Here is a 17,781-nt window from a genome sequence, read left to right as displayed (position 1 = left end):
TTTTTACCGCATCAGCAACACCCACCCGGAAAGGTTAGGCGTGCCGTTTTTAAGATCGATCACATAATAATAGGTACCTGCGGGTAGCTGGCTGCCATTTAACCTGCCATCCCATGGTTTGCCGTAGCCCCTGCTTTGGTACACGCGTTTACCGGTGCGGGTGTAAACAGAAATTACACCATCGGCGTAGGTTTCCAGGGCTTCAATATTCCATATATCGTTTATGCCGTCGCTATTTGGGGTGAATGATGATGGTATAACTAACTTTTCGTAAACCCTTATAAAAACCTTGTCTTCCTTTTCGCCACAATTATTGCCTGAGGTTACCGTGAGGGTATACGTAATATCGTGTCGCGGCGTGGCAACCGGCGTTAACGAATGCGGATCGTCCAGGTAATCGGTTGGCGACCAATTGTAGGTAGCTATATCACCCGTGGCGCTGCCATTTAGTTTTACAGATTGGCCCTCAAATATTTTTTTATCGCCGCCGGCATTAACTATAGGTACCGGCAAAACATCAACCTGCACTTTTTTGGTGCTAAAGCAATTACCGGCACTGGTAACGGTAACGGTGTATAAAGTTGAAACCGAAGGATTGGCGAAAGGAGTGGCTGAATTAGGATCTGACAGGCCTGCCGCAGGCAACCAGCTATAGGTAACCGCATCTGGTGCCGATGCCGTTATTAACGAGCCCGTACCCGCGCAAATAGTTTGCGGGCCGCTTACATTTATAACGGGTTTTGAATTTACTTTTACCGTTACATTTTTAGGCGTGATACAAAGTGCGGCAGATATTACATCTACATGGTAAGTCCCGGCTTTGTCTGCCGTCATATTTGGTATAATCAGCGGGTTTTGAGAAGTTTCGGGCAGGTTTGGCCCCGTCCATTTGTAGGTTGCACCTCCTGTTGCAGTAAGCGTGAGCGCATCGCCCTCGCATATGGGTTGCTGCGACGGAAGGCCATTTACTACGGGATAAGCTGTAACGCTAATAGTGACGATATTTGAGTACACCCTGCATTTAAGGGAATTGATATTCTCTCCCTCGGCAGCACCCAAACGGTATTGGTAAGCCCCCAATAGGGCATCGGCAGGAAAAACACGGTCGAGCGATTGGCCCGTCTCATTGTTTATATCCGCCCAGGTATCGCCATTGTTAGTACTAAGCTGCCATTGGTATTTTGCATTACTGTATCCTATTGCCGGTGTTGATGTTAAATGGTATGATGCCACGTTACCCTGGCAAACATTATCTTTTGTAAAACCAACGTTTGCTCCTATGCTGGCCTGCATAACCGGCCCATAGGCCCTAAAAGCAATGTCATCTAACAATAGATCGTTACCATTGCCGCCATCTGCATTATTTACCATCCGTATCACCACCTGGGTTACACCTGCCGTGGTGGTAAAAGTGGTACCGTATTTAACCCAGGCATCTTGTGCAGCACTTTCCGGAATGTTTTCTGTATCGTATTTATTTAAAAGCGTACCATCAACCTTTTCTATTATAAAAGATATATTCGGTTTAATAGTGGCGTCGCCCTTGGGTACAATTAAATTCAATATATAAGCAGAAAACTCATACTTGGTGTTTTCACAAAGTGTACCCACGTCTATTTGCTGTTTAAAAAATTCGCCTTTGTTGTAAGATGCATTTACGATCATCATATACCCGCCAGGGTCGCCGGTGTGGTCATGCGTAACCGTGTGCCAGTTGTTACCAAAGCACCCGTTTGTGCTGCTTGCAATTGCATAGCTACCATCGGGCGGGCAGGTATTTGTAGTAAAAGTATAATTGGTTGATAAGGGAACCGCCGCCCTGGTGGCCGAACCAAAGTCTTGTGTAAAAACCGGGTCGCCCAAGCTACCGTCACTTACCTGCGCAAATACCTGCACATCAATAAACAAGAAACATATTAAGATTAAAAACTTTAGTTTATTAACTGGCATGGCGTACTGGTGTACAAAACGGTAACATCAAAAATATAGCTTTTTAGCAAAGTTGCGCATAACGGGATAATTTAAATAAATGCACAGTTTATTACAGCTGTTTATACCTTTAAAACCACTGGTACATATGCACTGTTCATCAAACAAATACTAACGGGGTAGGTTAATAGTTAACAAACTGTATCTATGAAAAGTTATATAGCCTGCATAGCCGGCATTACCTTATTAGCCGCAAGCTGCAAACAAACAAAGGTGGACGCCTCTAAAGCGGCAGAGGTAAATACGCCCACCAAACAGAAGGTAAACCTGCCTGCACCATACCAAACTAAAGCGGTGCGTAACTATTGCAAAGTTATTGCATGGCCTGCAGGCAAAATGCCCGTGGCCCCGGCAGGGTTCGGGGTTAATTTATTTGCCGATGGCCTGAAAAACCCCCGTAATATTTATGTGGCCCCTAACGGGAATATTTTTGTAAGCGAGGCCAATACCGAAGTGAAGGGTGTTAAAAAAATAGGTGCCAAAATTATTGGCGCGGCCGCATCGCAAAATCTGGGTAAAAGTGCCAACCAGGTAACCATATTGTGTGATACCAATAGTGATGGCGTACCCGATACCCGTGGGGTATTTTTAAGCAACTTAAACCAGCCTTACGGGATGCTGATATTAGGTAACTCCTTTTACGTGGCTAATACCGACGGCCTTTGGAAATACGATTACAAAGCCGGGCAAACCAAAATAACTACCCCGGGCAAAATGATATTATCGTTGCCTGCGGGAGGCTACAACAACCACTGGACACGTAACTTGCGCGCTAATGCCGCCGGCACTAAAATTTATGTGGCTGTTGGCTCTGGCAGTAACGTTGCCGAGTACGGTATGGAGGTTGAAAAACGCCGCGCCGATGTGTTAGAGATAAACCCCGACGGCAGCGGCGAACGTATTTATGCCAGCGGTTTACGCAACCCCGCAGGGATAGATGTGCAACCTGAAACGGGCGTACTTTACGCCGCGGTTAACGAGCGTGATAACCTGGGTGATGAACTGGTACCCGATTATTTTACCAGCGTTAAAGAGGGAGGCTTCTACGGCTGGCCATGGGCTTACTTCGGAAAACACGAAGACCCAGAGCTGGAGGTAAAACGCCCCGATATGGTTGCCAAAACCATTACGCCCGATCTGTCACTAGGCCCGCACACGGCATCTTTAGGCTTGGCGTTTTATACCGGCAAAAAGTTCCCGGCTAAGTATGACAACGGCGCGTTTATTGGTCAGCATGGGTCGTGGAACAAATCGGTTTTGTCCGGTTACAAAGTTGGCTTTATCCCTTTTGTGAACGGCAGGCCCGCCCCAAAAATGGAAGACTTTTTGACCGGCTTTATTGCCAACCTGGATAAAAAAGAAGTTTATGGCCGCCCTGTTGGCGTGGCTGTTGCCAAAGATGGTTCACTGTTGGTTGCCGATGATGTGAGCAACCGCATCTGGCGTGTGAGCGCAAAATAAACTATTTGTAATATTATTTAACAAGGATATCCCAATACAGTATAAAGCGCTATTTTTGCTTTTTTATACCCCCGCACATGACAAAACGTTACTTAAGTTTATTTTCAGCTGTTATATTCTCGGTTGCTGCTGTGGCGCAAACCAAGCCTATTGCTAAACAAGACACCTCGCGACAGTTAAAGCAGGTTACCATAAAGGCCTACTTATCCGAACAGCCCGTGCTAAGTGCGCCTGCATCGGTTAGCGTGCTTGGGTCGGCACAGCTGAAATTGCAGCCCGATAATTCATTTGTTACCGCGCTAAACACCTTGCCGGGTGTACGTGCTGAGGAGCGCTCGCCGGGGAGTTACCGCTTGTCTATCCGCGGTAGTTTGCTGCGATCGCCGTTTGGGGTGAGGGATGTAAAAGTTTACTTTGATGAGATCCCTCTAACCGATGCGGGCGGCAATACTTATTTGAATACTATCGATATCAGTAACATCCGCCACATCGAGATCCTGAAAGGGCCGGATGGGAGCCTTTTCGGGGCTAATTCCGGCGGTGTGGTTTTGCTTAGTCCGGTTAACCGTACAGACAGTAATTATTTATCCGCAGGTATCAACGGCGGCTCGTATGGCTTGTTCCATGAAAAGGTGTCGCTACAAAATACGGGCGCTAAAAACCGGTTCAATTTCAATCAATCGTACCAAACGTATGATGGCTACCGCCAAAATAGCCGCATGCACCGCACCTATTTGCAGGCGGGCGATGCTTACCAATACGCACCGCAAAGCGAATTACGTGCAACCGTCCTATACTCGGATCTGGATTACCAAACGCCCGGCGGCTTAAACCTGGCGCAAATGCAAGCCGACCCGCGCAATGCAAGGTTACCAACAGCTACGCTGCCGGGGGCTATCCAGCAAAAGACCCGCATCAATACTAAATTACTTTTGGGCGGCCTGGTGAACGATGCACTGCTTAACAACCGTATCCGCAACGTAATAGCCGTTTTTGGTAACCACGTAGATTTTGCCAACCCTTTCATCACCAATTACGAGCAGCGTAAAGAGAATACCTTCGGCGCACGCACCTACTTTGAACTGGCCGCCATACCGCAGGAAAATTTCGACTGGAAACTAAACGTGGGCGCAGAGTGGCAGCAAACCAACTCGCAGATCAGCAACTATAATAACAACGCCGGCGAAAAGGGTAAGGTGCAAAAGATAGACAAGATCAACACCGGCCAACATTTCTTTTTCGCGCGCTACGCGGCGGATATTTTCAAACGCTTGCATGTAGAGGCTGCCGCAAGTTTGAACTACTACGGCTACAAATTCCGCAACATTGCCCCTTTGAATGAGGCTAATTTTACCGACCGTAAATTTGATGCCGTGGTGATGCCGAGACTGGCGCTGTCTTACCAGATCACCAATGATTTCATCTGGCGGGCGTCGGTTAGCAGAGGGTACTCTACCCCTACTACTGCCGAGGTTAGGCCTACCAATAATATCATCAACACCAACCTGCAGGCACAATCCGGCTGGAACTACGAAACGGGTTTCCGACTGCGTAATAAAGATGAAAGCCTGCTGCTGGATGCTTCGGTGTTTTATTATAGGTTAGATAAGTCTATCGTTCGTCAGCTCAACCAAAACGAAACGGAGTACTACATTAATTCGGGAGGCACCAACCAACCCGGTTTTGAACTGGCTTTTACCGATTGGTTAATCAAACGCAACAACAACGGTATCATCCGCGGGTTGCAATTCAATACTTCATTTACCATAAGCCGTTTCAAATTTAGGGATTATAATGTAGCGGGGGCAAGTTACTCTGGCAACCGTTTAACGGGTGTACCGCGCGAGGTTATTGTATCATCGCTACAAACGTTATTCCCGCAAAGTTTCGCTTTGTTTGTACAGCACAACTACACCTCTAATATCCCGCTGAACGATGGCAACACCGTTTACGCGCCCAAGTATCACCTTTTGCAGGCAAAGGCCTCCTGGCAGCACAATATCAGCCGTAAAACCCGTTTGGAACTTTACGCCGGTGCAGACAATTTGCTTAATCAGAAATATAGCTTGGGTAACGATTTGAATGCGGTGGGGAACCGTTATTATAATCCCGCACCGCTTAGGAATTACTTTTTTGGGATGAATGTGAGTTTGTAGGAAAGTTTATAGATCATGGTAAAAAACACCTCATTGCGATGGTTCATAAATCATAGTTAAAACGAGCGCAATTGCGAGGCGCGATAGCGACGTGGCAATCTTAGAGATACCTATCTGCAACTCTGTAAGTAGGGTTTTGCCACGCTACACTCGCAATTACGCGTGGTTAATATGATGAAGGCTGCCATCAGGCAGCCTTCATCATGATGCCCAAACTATGAACCATCAAATATCATCCATGAACTAAACCTTACATCGCCGGTTCCTGCTTATTCTGCACCTCGGCTACGTTGCCTCCCCGCCCTTTGGCGTCAAAAGCGCGGAATTTGATGATACCGTTTGCAGGGATAGGTTTTACGTAAACAGGGCTGTTGGCGTCCGGCTCTTTGCCATTGGTGGTGTAGCGAATGGTAATGCCCGGGAACTGGATATTGCTTTTATACTTGCCATCCTCTAAAGTAACACCCGGTTTGGGTATGCGGAAGTTATACCCGCCGTTGTAATAGGCTAATCTTGGCAATTCTCGTTTGCCTAATATATTCAGGAATTTGCTCCAGTCGGCATTATACATTTCGCGGGCCTTGGTGGTATCGCGCTCGGTGGCCCAGGCCGGGTCTTTCGCCCATGCGCGTTCTGCCAGACCAATCAACTTGGGGAAGATCATATAATCCATCCGCTCGGGCGTCTTTACCGTTTCGGCCCAAAGCGCGCCTTGTAAACCAATGATATTGGTTTTGCCGTAATCGGTTAAACGTTGCTTGCCGATGAAGATGTTGCGGTTTATGGGCAGGCCGTTTTTATCAACATCTGCATTTTTAAAGTAATCGTACGGGATAAACGAGAAGAATTTATCTATGCCTAAAAACGCCCCCCAGTAGTAACCCGGCTCGTCCCACGATTTGTAGTTGGCCATATCAAAATACAGGTTGGTTACACAGGTAAGCACCGTTTTGTAACCGCCGTTCGCCAGCTTGTAGGCCAGGTCTTCCTGTCCATCACCCAATACGTTGTTCCAAACATCAACCTGCATTTTTTCTCCCGAAAACTGCGGATTAGGCACATAGGTATTTTTTCCATCCACCAGTGTTTTGCGCAGGGCCATTTCTTCCCAACCCGCCAGGCGAATATTGCGTTTCTTCAGGATCTCGTTCACCCTGCCGTAAAAGTAGTACCACAGGTCGCCGGTATTTTGGATATCGGGGTTGCTTGCTTTCAACGCCAGGTATGATGGCGACTTCTCCCACACATGCGGCGGCACTTCATCACCACCAAAGTGGATGGCAGGCAACGGCGCACCGGCTTCATTATACATATTTACCAGGTCGCCAACTACGGTTTCGATATAGTTATAGGTGGATGGCATTGATACGTCTATTACGTTATCGTTCCAGTATTGTACCGAGCGATAGTCCGATCTATCGTTTACATCGCGCAGCAAATTACGTTCGGCACCTGCCTTGTCACCAGCGGCTAAAAGTCGCTCGTAACGGGCGTCCATCGCTTTGATAGAGGCACGTGCGTGGCCGGGGGTCTCTATCTCGGGCAATACGTTAATGTGGCGTTCGGCAGCATATTTCAGGATCTCGATATAGTCGGCTTTAGTGTAAAAACCCGTACCGGCTTTGTTATCAAAATCGGGGCCGGAACCATGTGATGCCGGCAGGAAGCCTTTGCTATCCAGCGTATGGCCACGTTTCGAACCAATCGCAGTCAATTCCGGTAATGATGGGATCTCTATTCGCCAGCCCTCATCATCGGTAAGGTGCATGTGCAGGGTGTTTAACTTGTAAACCCCCATTAGGTTGATGAGTTTAAGCACCTGCTGTTTGCTTTGAAAATTACGTGCTACATCCAGCATCACCGCACGGTATGGGAAACGGGGCTCGTCATTAACACTGATGCAAGGCACGGGGATACTGGCCTGCGCTTTCATCCATGGTGATGCCGAAATAGCTGTTTTGAGCGACTGGATGCCATAGAATAACCCTGCCGGGGTTGATGCCCCTATGGCGATATCATTCGGCGTAACATTTAAAGTATAAGCCTCCGCACCTAAAGCAGTCTCTTTTTTAAAGATGATCTTTTTTGTTATTGAACCACCTTTAAGCTTACTGCCCAGTAACTTTTCGATATCGGTAATGAAATAGGCTTTCTCTTTGGTGAAAAGTGGGTCGCTTACAATAGACACCGCATTGGTGATCACAAAGCTGCCTGCACTTTCGGTATAGCTTGCCGGCGTAGGGATAATTTTTTGTAGCTGCGCTACCGGGATATCCTGAACAATCTTATTTTGGTTATACAATATCTCGGGCGTAATTAAGCCCTGGTAGGTTGGGTTTAATGGTTTGATGGTAAAATTGCCGGGCCGGTACCCTTTGGTTGGTTCGGCATCCCATACAAAATACGGGCCTTCAATGGCGTCGGTAAAGTTTACCACAACGGCATCGCACAGGTAGTCTATCCGGATGCTTTCGCCGGGTTTTATTACCGCAAATTTATCGTTTGGGGTGATGCTGTACAAGTCGCCGTTTACCTGTAATATTTTGGCGTTGCCGCTAACCGCATCTGCAATAAAATTACGCGACGAGTTGAAATAGATCTTCCATCCGCCTGCAGGCATGGTTTGTTTCCCTTTGTTGGTGATCACCAGCGAGGTTAAGGCCTCGTGCTTGTTTAGATAGTTGTTATCTAAAACTTCCCAGCTTAGGTGCAAATCTTTAGTATCAAAAACGGGTGCATTAGCTAATACTGTTACAGTGTTTATTGCAACAAACATCAATAGGGTAATAAAACGGAGCATCAGTTTATATTTAGGTTTATAACCGTAAATATAATGATTTTAAGATGTGGAAATACTTTTTAAAATATTTTTTAAAGTGCGAATTTGATCCAGCCCTCACCTTCGTAGCCAAACGCGAATTGCTTGGGATGGATGATCTCTGCCAAGATCTCGACAGAATCTACTATCCGCGGACCAGGGCGGTTAAAGTACTGGTTACCATCGGCAATGTAAATACAGTTATTTTTTACCGCTTTCAGGCCGGCAAACCCGGGTTGTTCTAACAGGATATTGATCTCGCGCATGGTGCGCTCGATGGAAAATCCGCAAGGCATCAGCAGGATAATATCAGGATCGCTTTCGCGGATGTCGTCCCAACTTACGTATGGCGAATGCTTGCCGGCCTGCGCCAATATAGGCGTGCCGCCTGCAATTTGCACCAGCTCGGGCATCCAGTTGCCCGATATCATCATGGGTTCCAGCCACTCCACACAGGCAACGGTTGGCTTCCTTTCCATAAACTTCAGCTTATGACGAATGATGTCAACACGCTCGGTAAGGTCTTCAAGCAGTTGTTCCCCTTCTGCTTCAACATAAAGTACTTTAGCAACTGATTTAATATCATTAAAGATCTCATCGATGCTGTTAGGTTGCAGAGAGATGATCCTTGCCTGCTTATCTAAATAGTTTTCCAAAGCCTGCTCCACCTCGGGCAGCGACACCGCGCAAACTTCGCACTGCGCCTGGGTGATCACCACATCGGGCGTCAGTTCTTTGATCACCTCGCGCTTCACGGTATAAACCGATAAGGCATCGGCAAGGATCTCTTTTACCTTTACATCAATATCGGCACTGCTCATACCCTCCGGAAAATTGGCTTCAGAGCATATGGGCAAATGTTTGATGCTCTCCGGATAATCGCACTCATGCGAGCGGCCAACCAGGCTGCTTTCCAATCCTAATGCGCAAACGATCTCGGTAGCGGCGGGTAATAACGAAACTATTTTATGAGCAGACATATTGGTTGCAAATATGCGAAATATAGAGGGAATTGTGTAAAAGACGCGTACCGCTAACTGCAAACTGATTACTGCACTTATCCTCTTAAATATTATCTTTGCTTTCAATGATATTCCTAACCTTTTTTATCGGGGTAATCGCCAACTTTATTGGCTACATACCACCCGGTAACATCAACCTTACTTTGATGCAGATCACCATAAACCGCGGCATGAAACAGGCGCTGCAGTTTATTGTCGCTTTTAGCTGCGTAGAGTTCTTTTTTACTTATGTGGTGATGCAGGGAGCTAAATGGCTATCTGAGGAGGTTAAACTGGATACCATTATCGACTGGGTAATGGTGGTGCTTTTTGGTACACTGGGTACCATTACCTGGTTAAACCGCAACAAACCGCCAAAAACAACTTACAGCAACCGCGCCAGTATTAAATACGGCATTCTATTGGGGTTTTTAAACCCCATGCAGATCCCTTTCTGGATGGTGACGGGCACTTACCTCATCACCCATGAGTGGATTGAGGACGGCCGCCTGGCGTTGGTTATCTTTAGTATCGGTTCGGCTGCGGGGTCTTTTATCGCTTTATATTTTTATGCCCGGTTCGCTAAGTTCTTGCAAAAGAAATTTGAGTTGAGCACCAAGGCTGTTGATATTGGCATCTCTATATTATTCTTTTCGTTTGCGGCATATCATGTTTTTAAGCAAATCTATCTCGTTTATTTTAAGCACCGGTAAATAAGATAAATAATTGATTTCGACGGACGAAAAAAGGCGAATGAAATGCTATTTAAAGTCACCGAAATACGCTCAATTACCTTAAAAATAAGGTGTCTCATTCCGTCCCATTCAGAAACAAGCGGGACACCCTCATCAAAATGTACAAATCTCTTAAATAAAGAATTTTCTGTATTTTACTTAAAGAAACACTTGAGATAAAAGCAAAAAATTAAGTTTTCAGTTTGTTGATAGTCAGATTATTAACTACATCATTACAGTTGTGTAATAATTAGTGGGACACCCTGAGAAATAGCTAACTATTTTCTTCGGAAACCTGTGGCTTGGCGGCGTTGATATTCCAGATCTTTTCGGCCTTACGGCCTACCAGCCAAAACGAAAGGGCGAGGATAGCGAAGAACAGCGTTTTGTTGGTACCATACCAAAAGTATTCGAAGTATTTGGTATACAGGAATATAATGAGAAAGGTGATACCAAACTCGCGGGCTATAACCTCTTTAAATTTCAAACCATATAGCAGGAACATAACGGCAACCACAGCGGAGATAATACCCCAGTAGAACAAGCTGATCTGTTTGATCTGCCACCAAACCTCCATACTGCCATAATTGCCAAATATGCTCAACAACCAAAGCGACATAAACAGGTATAGCATCCCTACAACATACGTCAATTCCCAAAAGTAGGCAAACCATTTTTTACCTTTAAGCAGATGGCAGGCACCCACTAACAGCAAGCCAAACAGTACAAAACGCAGCGGATAATTCATCCCCAGAAAGTAAAGCGCCCAATTGGTTTGATACCCTGTTTCAGTACCGAACCAGCTACCCAATGATACCAGCGCAAACAGCCAGATGAGCCTTGAGTTCATCCGGTTAGCCAAAACCCCGTATACAAATACGGATACAAGGAAGAGTATAGAATAATGCCCCGAGCCGTTATCAAACGTTTTGCCCAGGTAGGCTATACAACTGGCCGTGCAAAAAACGCCTAAAAATATAGTGGCCTCATTACTAAAGATCTTCTCGGGATATAACCTTTCGCGCCTGCGGCCTATATAGAAAAGTGCGGCTGCGGCAACGCCGGATAGGATGCAAATGATGATATCGGGCGTATCGTAAAGGTTTTTTATCCAGTTGATCACTGCTGTATCCACAATAAGCGAACCAATGGCTATGGCACCACAAAGCAGGGCTACCCAAATGCTGTACTTAGCCAACCGCATCCAGTCGAAGCCTTTTACTTCGTAAGAGTTGCGAAGTTTTTCGGCCTGGGTGGCATCAAGCAGGTTGTTCTTCTCCCAATGCGCGATGGTATCGTTCAAAAACTCACTTTCCTGCCGGTCGATATTTAGTTTAGCCATAGGTTTACAGATACACGAATTTATAGGAATTAGTGAGAGGAAACAATGTTAGTTCAGACTTAATTTACAGATACCGGGATGAGAAATTAATGCCCGACGATGAAAAGGGAATAAAGCTATGTGTTAAACTGCGGGCCGTCAATCACCAGTAGGGATTGAACATCTTGTTTATCTTTACATAATTGCACCACCAATTGGTCCAGCGATTCAAATTTGATATCGGCACGTACAAAGTGCAAAAACTCCATCCTGATTTGCTGATTGTAGATCTCGTCTTTAAAATCGAAGATGTTTACCTCAATGTTACGCGTCATCCCGTTAACGGTTGGGCGGTGGCCTATGTAAGCCATACCGATATATTCTTTACCGGCAACTTTCACTTTCACGGCAAAAATACCATCGGCAGGGATGAGTTTATAGCTTTCTTCAACAAGTAAATTGGCGGTTGGGTAACCTAATTGCCTACCTAATTGATCGCCACGGACAACCTTACCGGTAATGAAGAATGGGTAGCCCAGGCATTCGTTAGCAATATTAATGTTATTATCCAGCAAGGCCGCGCGGATACGGGTTGAACTAATGGCTACATCATTTATATCCTGCTCGGGAATCTCTACTACCTCGAAGTTATATTGTGGTCCAAGCGTAAGCAGGTCCTGCAAGCCGCCCTGCCTGTCCTTACCAAAGCGGTGGTCGTAACCTATAACGATGGTTTTAGTACCTATCTTATTCACCAGTATATCACGGATATAACCCTCGGCCGTTTGGTTAGAAAAGTCGCGGGAGAATGGGGTAATAATGAGATGGTCTACACCTAATTGTTCCAGCAGTTGGGCCTTCTCGTTTATGGTATTAATGAGTTTGATGCTTTCGTCTTCGGGATGTAGGATCATCCTTGGGTGAGGGAAGAACGTTAGTATAACCGTTTCACCGCCGGTAGCAGCAGCCAGTTCTTTAATGCGCGATATAATTTTACGGTGACCGATGTGCACGCCATCGAACGTACCAATGGTAACCACCGCGTTTTTAACGGCTGTAAATTCGTCGATATGGTTATAGATCTTCATCGTGCCGGCACAAAGGTAAAAGGACTAAGCAGCTTTTTGTTTGTTGAAGTGTAAAATTTACAAAGCGGGGTTTGCCTGCTCGCTCGATTTAAGTTCGCGAATGGTATCCACAAGTTCTAAGATATCATAGGCATCCTCTACCATATAATTACCACTCCGTGTACGCCTTAATGCCGACATGTATGCACCGTTATCAAGCGCCTTGCCAAAGTCATTTACTAATGATCGGATGTAAGTACCCTTGCTGCATACTACCCTAAAATCAACTTCCGGCAGTTCGATACGGGTGATCTCAAATTCTGATATCGTAACATTACGCAGGCGAAGCTCCACCTCTTCGCCGCGGCGGGCTTTTTCGTAAAGGCGTTCGCCGTCAATTTTAATAGCGGAGTGCGCGGGTGGATATTGCTGAATATCACCCGTGAATTGCGCGCAGGCCGCTTTTATTTGTTCGTCGGTTAGGTGGCTTGTTTCAAATTTAGCTTCGGGCTTGCTCTCCAAGTCGTATGTTGGGGTAGTAGCGCCAAGCACCATGGTGCCGGTGTACTCCTTTTCCTCGGCCTGGAAGGTATCTATCTGCCTGGTCATTTTACCGGTGCAGATGATGAGCAGGCCCGTAGCTAACGGATCGAGCGTACCCGCGTGGCCTACCTTTAGTTTTAAGGGCTTAAAGGAATTGCGCAGCTTGCCTACTACATCAAAGCTTGTCCATTCTAATGGTTTATCAATGAGGAGGAATTGCCCGTCGGCAAAGTCTTGTATGGAGGAGAAGGAGTTGATCAAAAGGAATGGTTTTATATCACCTGCAAATTATGCCCGCTCAGGTAAAGGATAATAATTACCCCGCCTACCAAAATACGGTACCAGCCAAAAAGCTGAAAACCTCGGCGCTCTAAAAAGGTGATGAATGTTTTGATAGCCAACAGGGCTACTATAAACGCGATCACGTTACCTACCGCTAAAAGCTTAACTTCTTCACCGGTAAATACGTGGCCTTCTTTGTAAAAATCGTACAGCTTTTTGGCTGTGGCGGCAAACATGGTTGGCACCGCTAAAAAGAAGGAGAACTCTGCAGCGGCCTTGCGGCTCAGCTTTTGGCTCATACCACCTACAATGGTTGCTGCTGAACGAGATGTGCCCGGGATCATGGATAAACACTGGAAAAAACCGATCTTTAAAGCGGTTAAATAACTGATCTCTTTTTCTTCTTTAACATCGGGGTTGTTAAACCACTTATCTACAAAAAGCAAGATGATACCGCCGATAAACAGGGTGATTCCAACCGTAAGCGCGCTTTCCATCAAGGCGTCTATCTTTTTGCTGAATAGCAAACCGAACACTGCCGCGGGTATAAAAGCCACAAAAAGCTTATAGTAAAAATTAAGCGACTGGAAGAACCGTTTGAAGTACAATACCACTACAGAAAGGATCGCGCCTAACTGTATAGCCACTGTAAAAAGTTTTACAAAATCGTTGCTTTGGATGCCCATTACCGATGAGGCGATGATCATGTGCCCGGTAGACGAGATGGGCAAAAACTCGGTGATGCCCTCTATAATAGCAAGGACAATTACATGTATGATGTTCATTACTTAGCTGTAGGCTTTTTTAGAATAGCGTAGAAACCAAGGCCGAAACCTGTTAATACTACAATTGGTGCGATAACGATTTTGGTGGTGCTATAAATATCGGTAGTACCGCTCATCAGCACAAAACCAAATGCAACTACGGCAATGCTGATGATTAGCCACCTATAGTTTTCTTTACCGAATATAAATTGAGCAGGCGTAGTAATATTGGTTACCGGGGCCTGTATTTTGCTTGCGGTTGTTTTTGATTGTTGCAGTGCCATATATTTTAATTATTAATGATTGATTTAATTACTTGGCTGTAGCTATAAATTAACTAATAAACCAGTAAACTAATAAACTACCTGTACAGATCGTATATTTTTAAGCGTAAAAATTTGTTAACCGCCAGGAACGTGCTAAAGGCTGATATAAATATCCCCAGTATTACAATACCTAAAAACACCATACCAAACTCGGCAGGGCTTTGCAGAATTACCAGGTCAGGGATCTGCTTGTTGGCAACAAACAAGGTAGCTATCAATATCACAATGGATATTAACGCGCCCAATAAGCCATGCCATATGCCGTAAAGTAAAAACGGCTTACGGATAAACCCTTTTGTTGCACCTACCAACTGCATCGATTTGATGAGGAAGCGTTGCGAGTATATGGCCAGCCTGATGGTATTGTTGATCAACGCTACCGATAGGATAATGAAAATGCCGGCGAAAGCCAATATAATTAGGCTGATAGACGTAAGGTTGGCGTTCATCTGGTCGACAAGCGACTGCTGGTATTTAACTTCTTTAACAAGTTTGTTTTTCAGCAACTCTACTTTAAATTTTTCGATCCCCACATTGTTAGCGTAATCTGCCTTCAGGTAAATATCCAGCGATTGCGATAAAGGGTTGTAACCAAGGAATTTTACAAAATCTTCGCCCAGGTCTTTTTGCAGGTTGCGGGCGGCAAGTTCTTTACTTACATACGCGGTTTGCTTAACCATGGGGTTGCCATCCAGTTGTTTTTGCAGTTGCAGTACATCTGTTTCGTGGGCCGAATCATCCATAAATATATTCAGCACAATGTTTTCTTTTACATAGCGCGACAGGTTATTGGCATGTACCAATATCAAGCCCAGCAGCCCTATCATCAATAAAACCATGGCAATCCCAAAAACGGTGGATATATATATCGTTTTTGTTTTTTTTGCCGATGCGCTTGCTTCAAATTCTTCCATGCGTATATTTAGATATGAGATGTAGATATAAGATTTGAGACCAGCTTTACCTTTATATCTTACACCTTAATTTTGCTAAATTAACAAACCTGCCCTAAAGGTAAAGGATTATAGCGAATAATTAACAATAATTAACGCCGTTACGCTCTTATGTTATTGTGAGGAGCGTAGCGACGTGGCAATAACAGCATATCCGCTTGTCCTCTGAGATTGCCACGCTATCGCTCGCAATAACATGGTGGCGAGGCAAGAAACAAATCTGTTTTACACCTGTTATCCCATCATGACAACTCCAGCAAACGACCACAATAAACCATCACCATCAGACACACCAACTAACAGGCCTGCAGATAACGGGCACAAAAGTGTTGTGAAAAAAGAAGATAAACAATATCACAGCGATGAGCCACAGCAGGAAAATGTGGCCAAACGTTATGAAAACGAGGAGCAACCGGTTTATCCGGTAAAAACCCCACCGAAAGAAAACCAGCCCGATGCATCTGATGATGACGACCGCCGTTTGGAATCTAAGTAAGCTATTCTATTGTTTTAGCTATACCTGCCGAATTAAATTGCAGATCATAAAGTTTACGGTAGTAACCATTATCTATTCTCAACAATTGCTGGTGGGTACCCACTTCTTTGATCTCGCCATGATCAAGCACGATGATCTTATCGGCGTTTTGTATGGTAGATAAACGGTGGGCTATTACGATAGCCGTACGGCCCTGCATTAATTTATTAATGGCAGTTTGTATCAATAGCTCGGTTTCGGTATCTACTGATGAGGTAGCTTCATCCAGCACCAAAATAGCCGGGTTATAAACCAATGCGCGGATGAACGAGATCAACTGCGCCTGCCCTGCAGATAAGGTTGCCCCGCGCTCCATCACATTATAATCGTAACCGCCGGGTAAACGTTCAATAAAATCGTGCGCGCCAACATCTTTTGCTGCCGCTATGATCTCTTCGCGGGTGATTTCCGGATTATTGAGGCTGATGTTATTGCCAATGGTATCGGTAAACAAAAATACATCCTGTATTACTGTGGCTATTTTAGACCGCAGGTAATCCACCTTATACTCACGAATATCGTGTCCGTCTACTTTCACTTCGCCTTTACCTATATCATAAAAGCGGTTTAAAATATTAATTGTTGACGATTTACCCGCGCCGGTTGCCCCAACCAAAGCCAGCGTTTCCCCGGGTTTTATGTGGAAGTTAATATCCTTAAGCACCCAGTTCTCCTCGTTGTAGGCAAACCAAACGTTTTTAAATTCGATATCGCCCTGTAATGAGGCAGGTGCAAGTTTACCTTTGTCAATTGCAACCTCATCGGTATCTAATACTTTAAAGATCCTGTCGGCACCAACCATACCCATTTGCAGGGTGTTAAATTTATCGGCCAGTTGGCGAATGGGGCGGAACAGCATATTTAGCAATACTATAAACCCGGTAATTACACCCGGCGTAATACCATTTGGCGAAGCCGATAATGCATGCATTTGCTGATCGTTCAGGATCCGTTTACAGCCGTACCAAACCAGCAGGGCTATACAAATGGCGAACAAAATTTCTACCACCGGGAAGAAGATAGAATAGTACCAGTTAGAGCGTATGTTGGCATCGCGATACTTTTCATTTACTGAGCGGAACTTGCGCATCTCCTGCTCCTCGCGGGCGAAGTATTGGATGATGCTGATACCGCTGATATGCTCGGCCAAAAAGGTATTCAGTTGCGCCACCTGCGTGCGCACTTCCTGGAAGGAAGATTTTATAGCTTCTTTAAATATATAAGTTGATGCAAAAAGCAACGGCATAGGTATCAGAGTGATCAGCGCCAGTTTCCAGTCCTGCCAGATCATGTAACCGATTACAGCAAAAACCAGCAGCATATCGCCCATAATAGAGATCAACCCCTCAGAAAAAATATCAGCGATAGTTTCCAGGTCGGACACGGTGCGTGTGATGAGCATCCCAATTGGTGTACGGTCGAAATATTTTAAACGCAGGCTGGTGATGTGGTTAAAAACATCTTTCCGCAGATCGCGGATCACAGACTGACCCAGCGCATTGGTTAAATAAGTTTGGTAATACTGCGCAATGGTTTGAACAAACAGTTGCGCTATCATCAGCCCAATCATAAAAACGAGGCCGTTATAATCGTTACCCAATATGTTTACATCAAGCGTGCGTTGTATCAGTATAGGCTGCACCAATGCAACAGCCGCCAAAAACATGGTGAGGATTGTAGCTACCACAAACTTGCCGTTGTATGGCTTTACATAGTGCATAACCCTGCTCATTAATTTCCAGTCGAGCGCTTTACCTGTAACTCCTGATGCCATTTATAGTTTATGTCGAATTTCGAATGTTCAAATTCGAGATTGCTTTTTAATGTCTTT

The 17,781-nt window shown here is 45.3% G+C and carries 14 protein-coding genes; 4 read left to right on the top strand and 10 right to left on the bottom strand.

The window, feature by feature from the left end:
- Positions 1-3: 3 nt before the first annotated feature.
- The gene (locus NAF17_RS09365; RefSeq protein ID WP_252757743.1) at positions 4-1,950 is read right to left on the bottom strand and encodes a T9SS type B sorting domain-containing protein; all 1,947 of its coding nucleotides are present in this window, start codon (positions 1,948-1,950) and stop codon (positions 4-6) included.
- Between the two features lie 186 nt (positions 1,951-2,136).
- Here NAF17_RS09365 and NAF17_RS09360 point away from each other — a divergent pair, with 186 nt between their 5' ends.
- Together NAF17_RS09360 and NAF17_RS09355 are read left to right on the top strand one after the other, a co-directional pair.
- Positions 2,137-3,450, top strand: coding sequence for a PQQ-dependent sugar dehydrogenase (locus NAF17_RS09360; RefSeq protein ID WP_252757742.1), 1,314 nt, complete (start codon positions 2,137-2,139; stop codon positions 3,448-3,450).
- 77 nt (positions 3,451-3,527) lie between these two features.
- A complete protein-coding gene (locus tag NAF17_RS09355; protein ID WP_252757741.1) occupies positions 3,528-5,606 on the top strand; it encodes a TonB-dependent receptor in 2,079 nt (692 codons plus the stop codon).
- A gap of 250 nt (positions 5,607-5,856) precedes the next feature.
- On the opposite strand, the gene NAF17_RS09350 is transcribed toward NAF17_RS09355, so the two are convergent.
- Together NAF17_RS09350 and NAF17_RS09345 are read right to left on the bottom strand one after the other, a co-directional pair.
- On the bottom strand, positions 5,857-8,382 hold the full coding sequence (locus tag NAF17_RS09350; RefSeq protein ID WP_252757740.1) for a family 20 glycosylhydrolase: 2,526 nt from the start codon (positions 8,380-8,382) through the stop codon (positions 5,857-5,859).
- A 95-nt stretch (positions 8,383-8,477) separates the two neighbouring features.
- Positions 8,478-9,404 carry a cobalamin-binding protein gene (locus tag NAF17_RS09345; RefSeq protein ID WP_252757739.1) on the bottom strand — a complete coding sequence of 309 codons (927 nt, stop codon included), beginning with the start codon at positions 9,402-9,404 and terminating at the stop codon, positions 8,478-8,480.
- Between the two features lie 107 nt (positions 9,405-9,511).
- Here NAF17_RS09345 and NAF17_RS09340 point away from each other — a divergent pair, with 107 nt between their 5' ends.
- Entirely contained in the window at positions 9,512-10,138 is a 627-nt protein-coding gene (locus tag NAF17_RS09340) for a LysE family translocator (protein ID WP_252757738.1), read from the top strand.
- A 295-nt stretch (positions 10,139-10,433) separates the two neighbouring features.
- Here the strand turns inward: NAF17_RS09340 and NAF17_RS09335 are convergent, their stop codons facing one another.
- The 6 genes from NAF17_RS09335 to NAF17_RS09310 all read right to left on the bottom strand — a co-directional run bounded on the left by NAF17_RS09335 (position 10,434) and on the right by NAF17_RS09310 (position 15,376).
- A complete protein-coding gene (locus NAF17_RS09335; RefSeq protein ID WP_252757737.1) occupies positions 10,434-11,501 on the bottom strand; it encodes a DUF2157 domain-containing protein in 1,068 nt (355 codons plus the stop codon).
- A gap of 116 nt (positions 11,502-11,617) precedes the next feature.
- Positions 11,618-12,568, bottom strand: a complete 951-nt coding sequence (locus NAF17_RS09330) for a bifunctional riboflavin kinase/FAD synthetase (RefSeq protein WP_252757736.1) — start codon at positions 12,566-12,568, stop codon at positions 11,618-11,620.
- 57 nt (positions 12,569-12,625) lie between these two features.
- On the bottom strand, positions 12,626-13,351 hold the full coding sequence (truB, locus tag NAF17_RS09325) for a tRNA pseudouridine(55) synthase TruB (RefSeq protein ID WP_252757735.1): 726 nt from the start codon (positions 13,349-13,351) through the stop codon (positions 12,626-12,628).
- Positions 13,352-13,362: 11 nt separating this feature from the next.
- Positions 13,363-14,157, bottom strand: coding sequence for an undecaprenyl-diphosphate phosphatase (locus NAF17_RS09320; RefSeq protein ID WP_252757734.1), 795 nt, complete (start codon positions 14,155-14,157; stop codon positions 13,363-13,365).
- On the bottom strand, positions 14,157-14,420 hold the full coding sequence (locus tag NAF17_RS09315; protein WP_252757733.1) for a DUF3098 domain-containing protein: 264 nt from the start codon (positions 14,418-14,420) through the stop codon (positions 14,157-14,159). The genes NAF17_RS09320 and NAF17_RS09315 overlap by 1 nt, the downstream gene beginning before the upstream one ends.
- Positions 14,421-14,497: 77 nt before the next feature.
- On the bottom strand, positions 14,498-15,376 hold the full coding sequence (locus NAF17_RS09310) for a cell division protein FtsX (protein ID WP_252757732.1): 879 nt from the start codon (positions 15,374-15,376) through the stop codon (positions 14,498-14,500).
- Between the two features lie 283 nt (positions 15,377-15,659).
- On the opposite strand from NAF17_RS09310, the gene NAF17_RS09305 reads away from it, so the two are divergent.
- Positions 15,660-15,911 (top strand): hypothetical protein, encoded by a 252-nt coding sequence (locus tag NAF17_RS09305; RefSeq protein WP_252757731.1) that lies wholly within the window; start codon positions 15,660-15,662, stop codon positions 15,909-15,911.
- Position 15,912: 1 nt separating this feature from the next.
- On the opposite strand, the gene NAF17_RS09300 is transcribed toward NAF17_RS09305, so the two are convergent.
- Entirely contained in the window at positions 15,913-17,724 is a 1,812-nt protein-coding gene (locus tag NAF17_RS09300) for an ABC transporter ATP-binding protein (RefSeq protein WP_252757730.1), read from the bottom strand.
- Positions 17,725-17,781: the final 57 nt, after the last annotated feature.

This window comes from Mucilaginibacter aurantiaciroseus (assembly GCF_024055595.1).
Classification (GTDB): Bacteria; Bacteroidota; Bacteroidia; order Sphingobacteriales; family Sphingobacteriaceae; genus Mucilaginibacter; species Mucilaginibacter aurantiaciroseus.
Note: the sequence above shows the minus strand (reverse complement) of the source record. Positions and strands in the feature narration are given on the sequence as shown.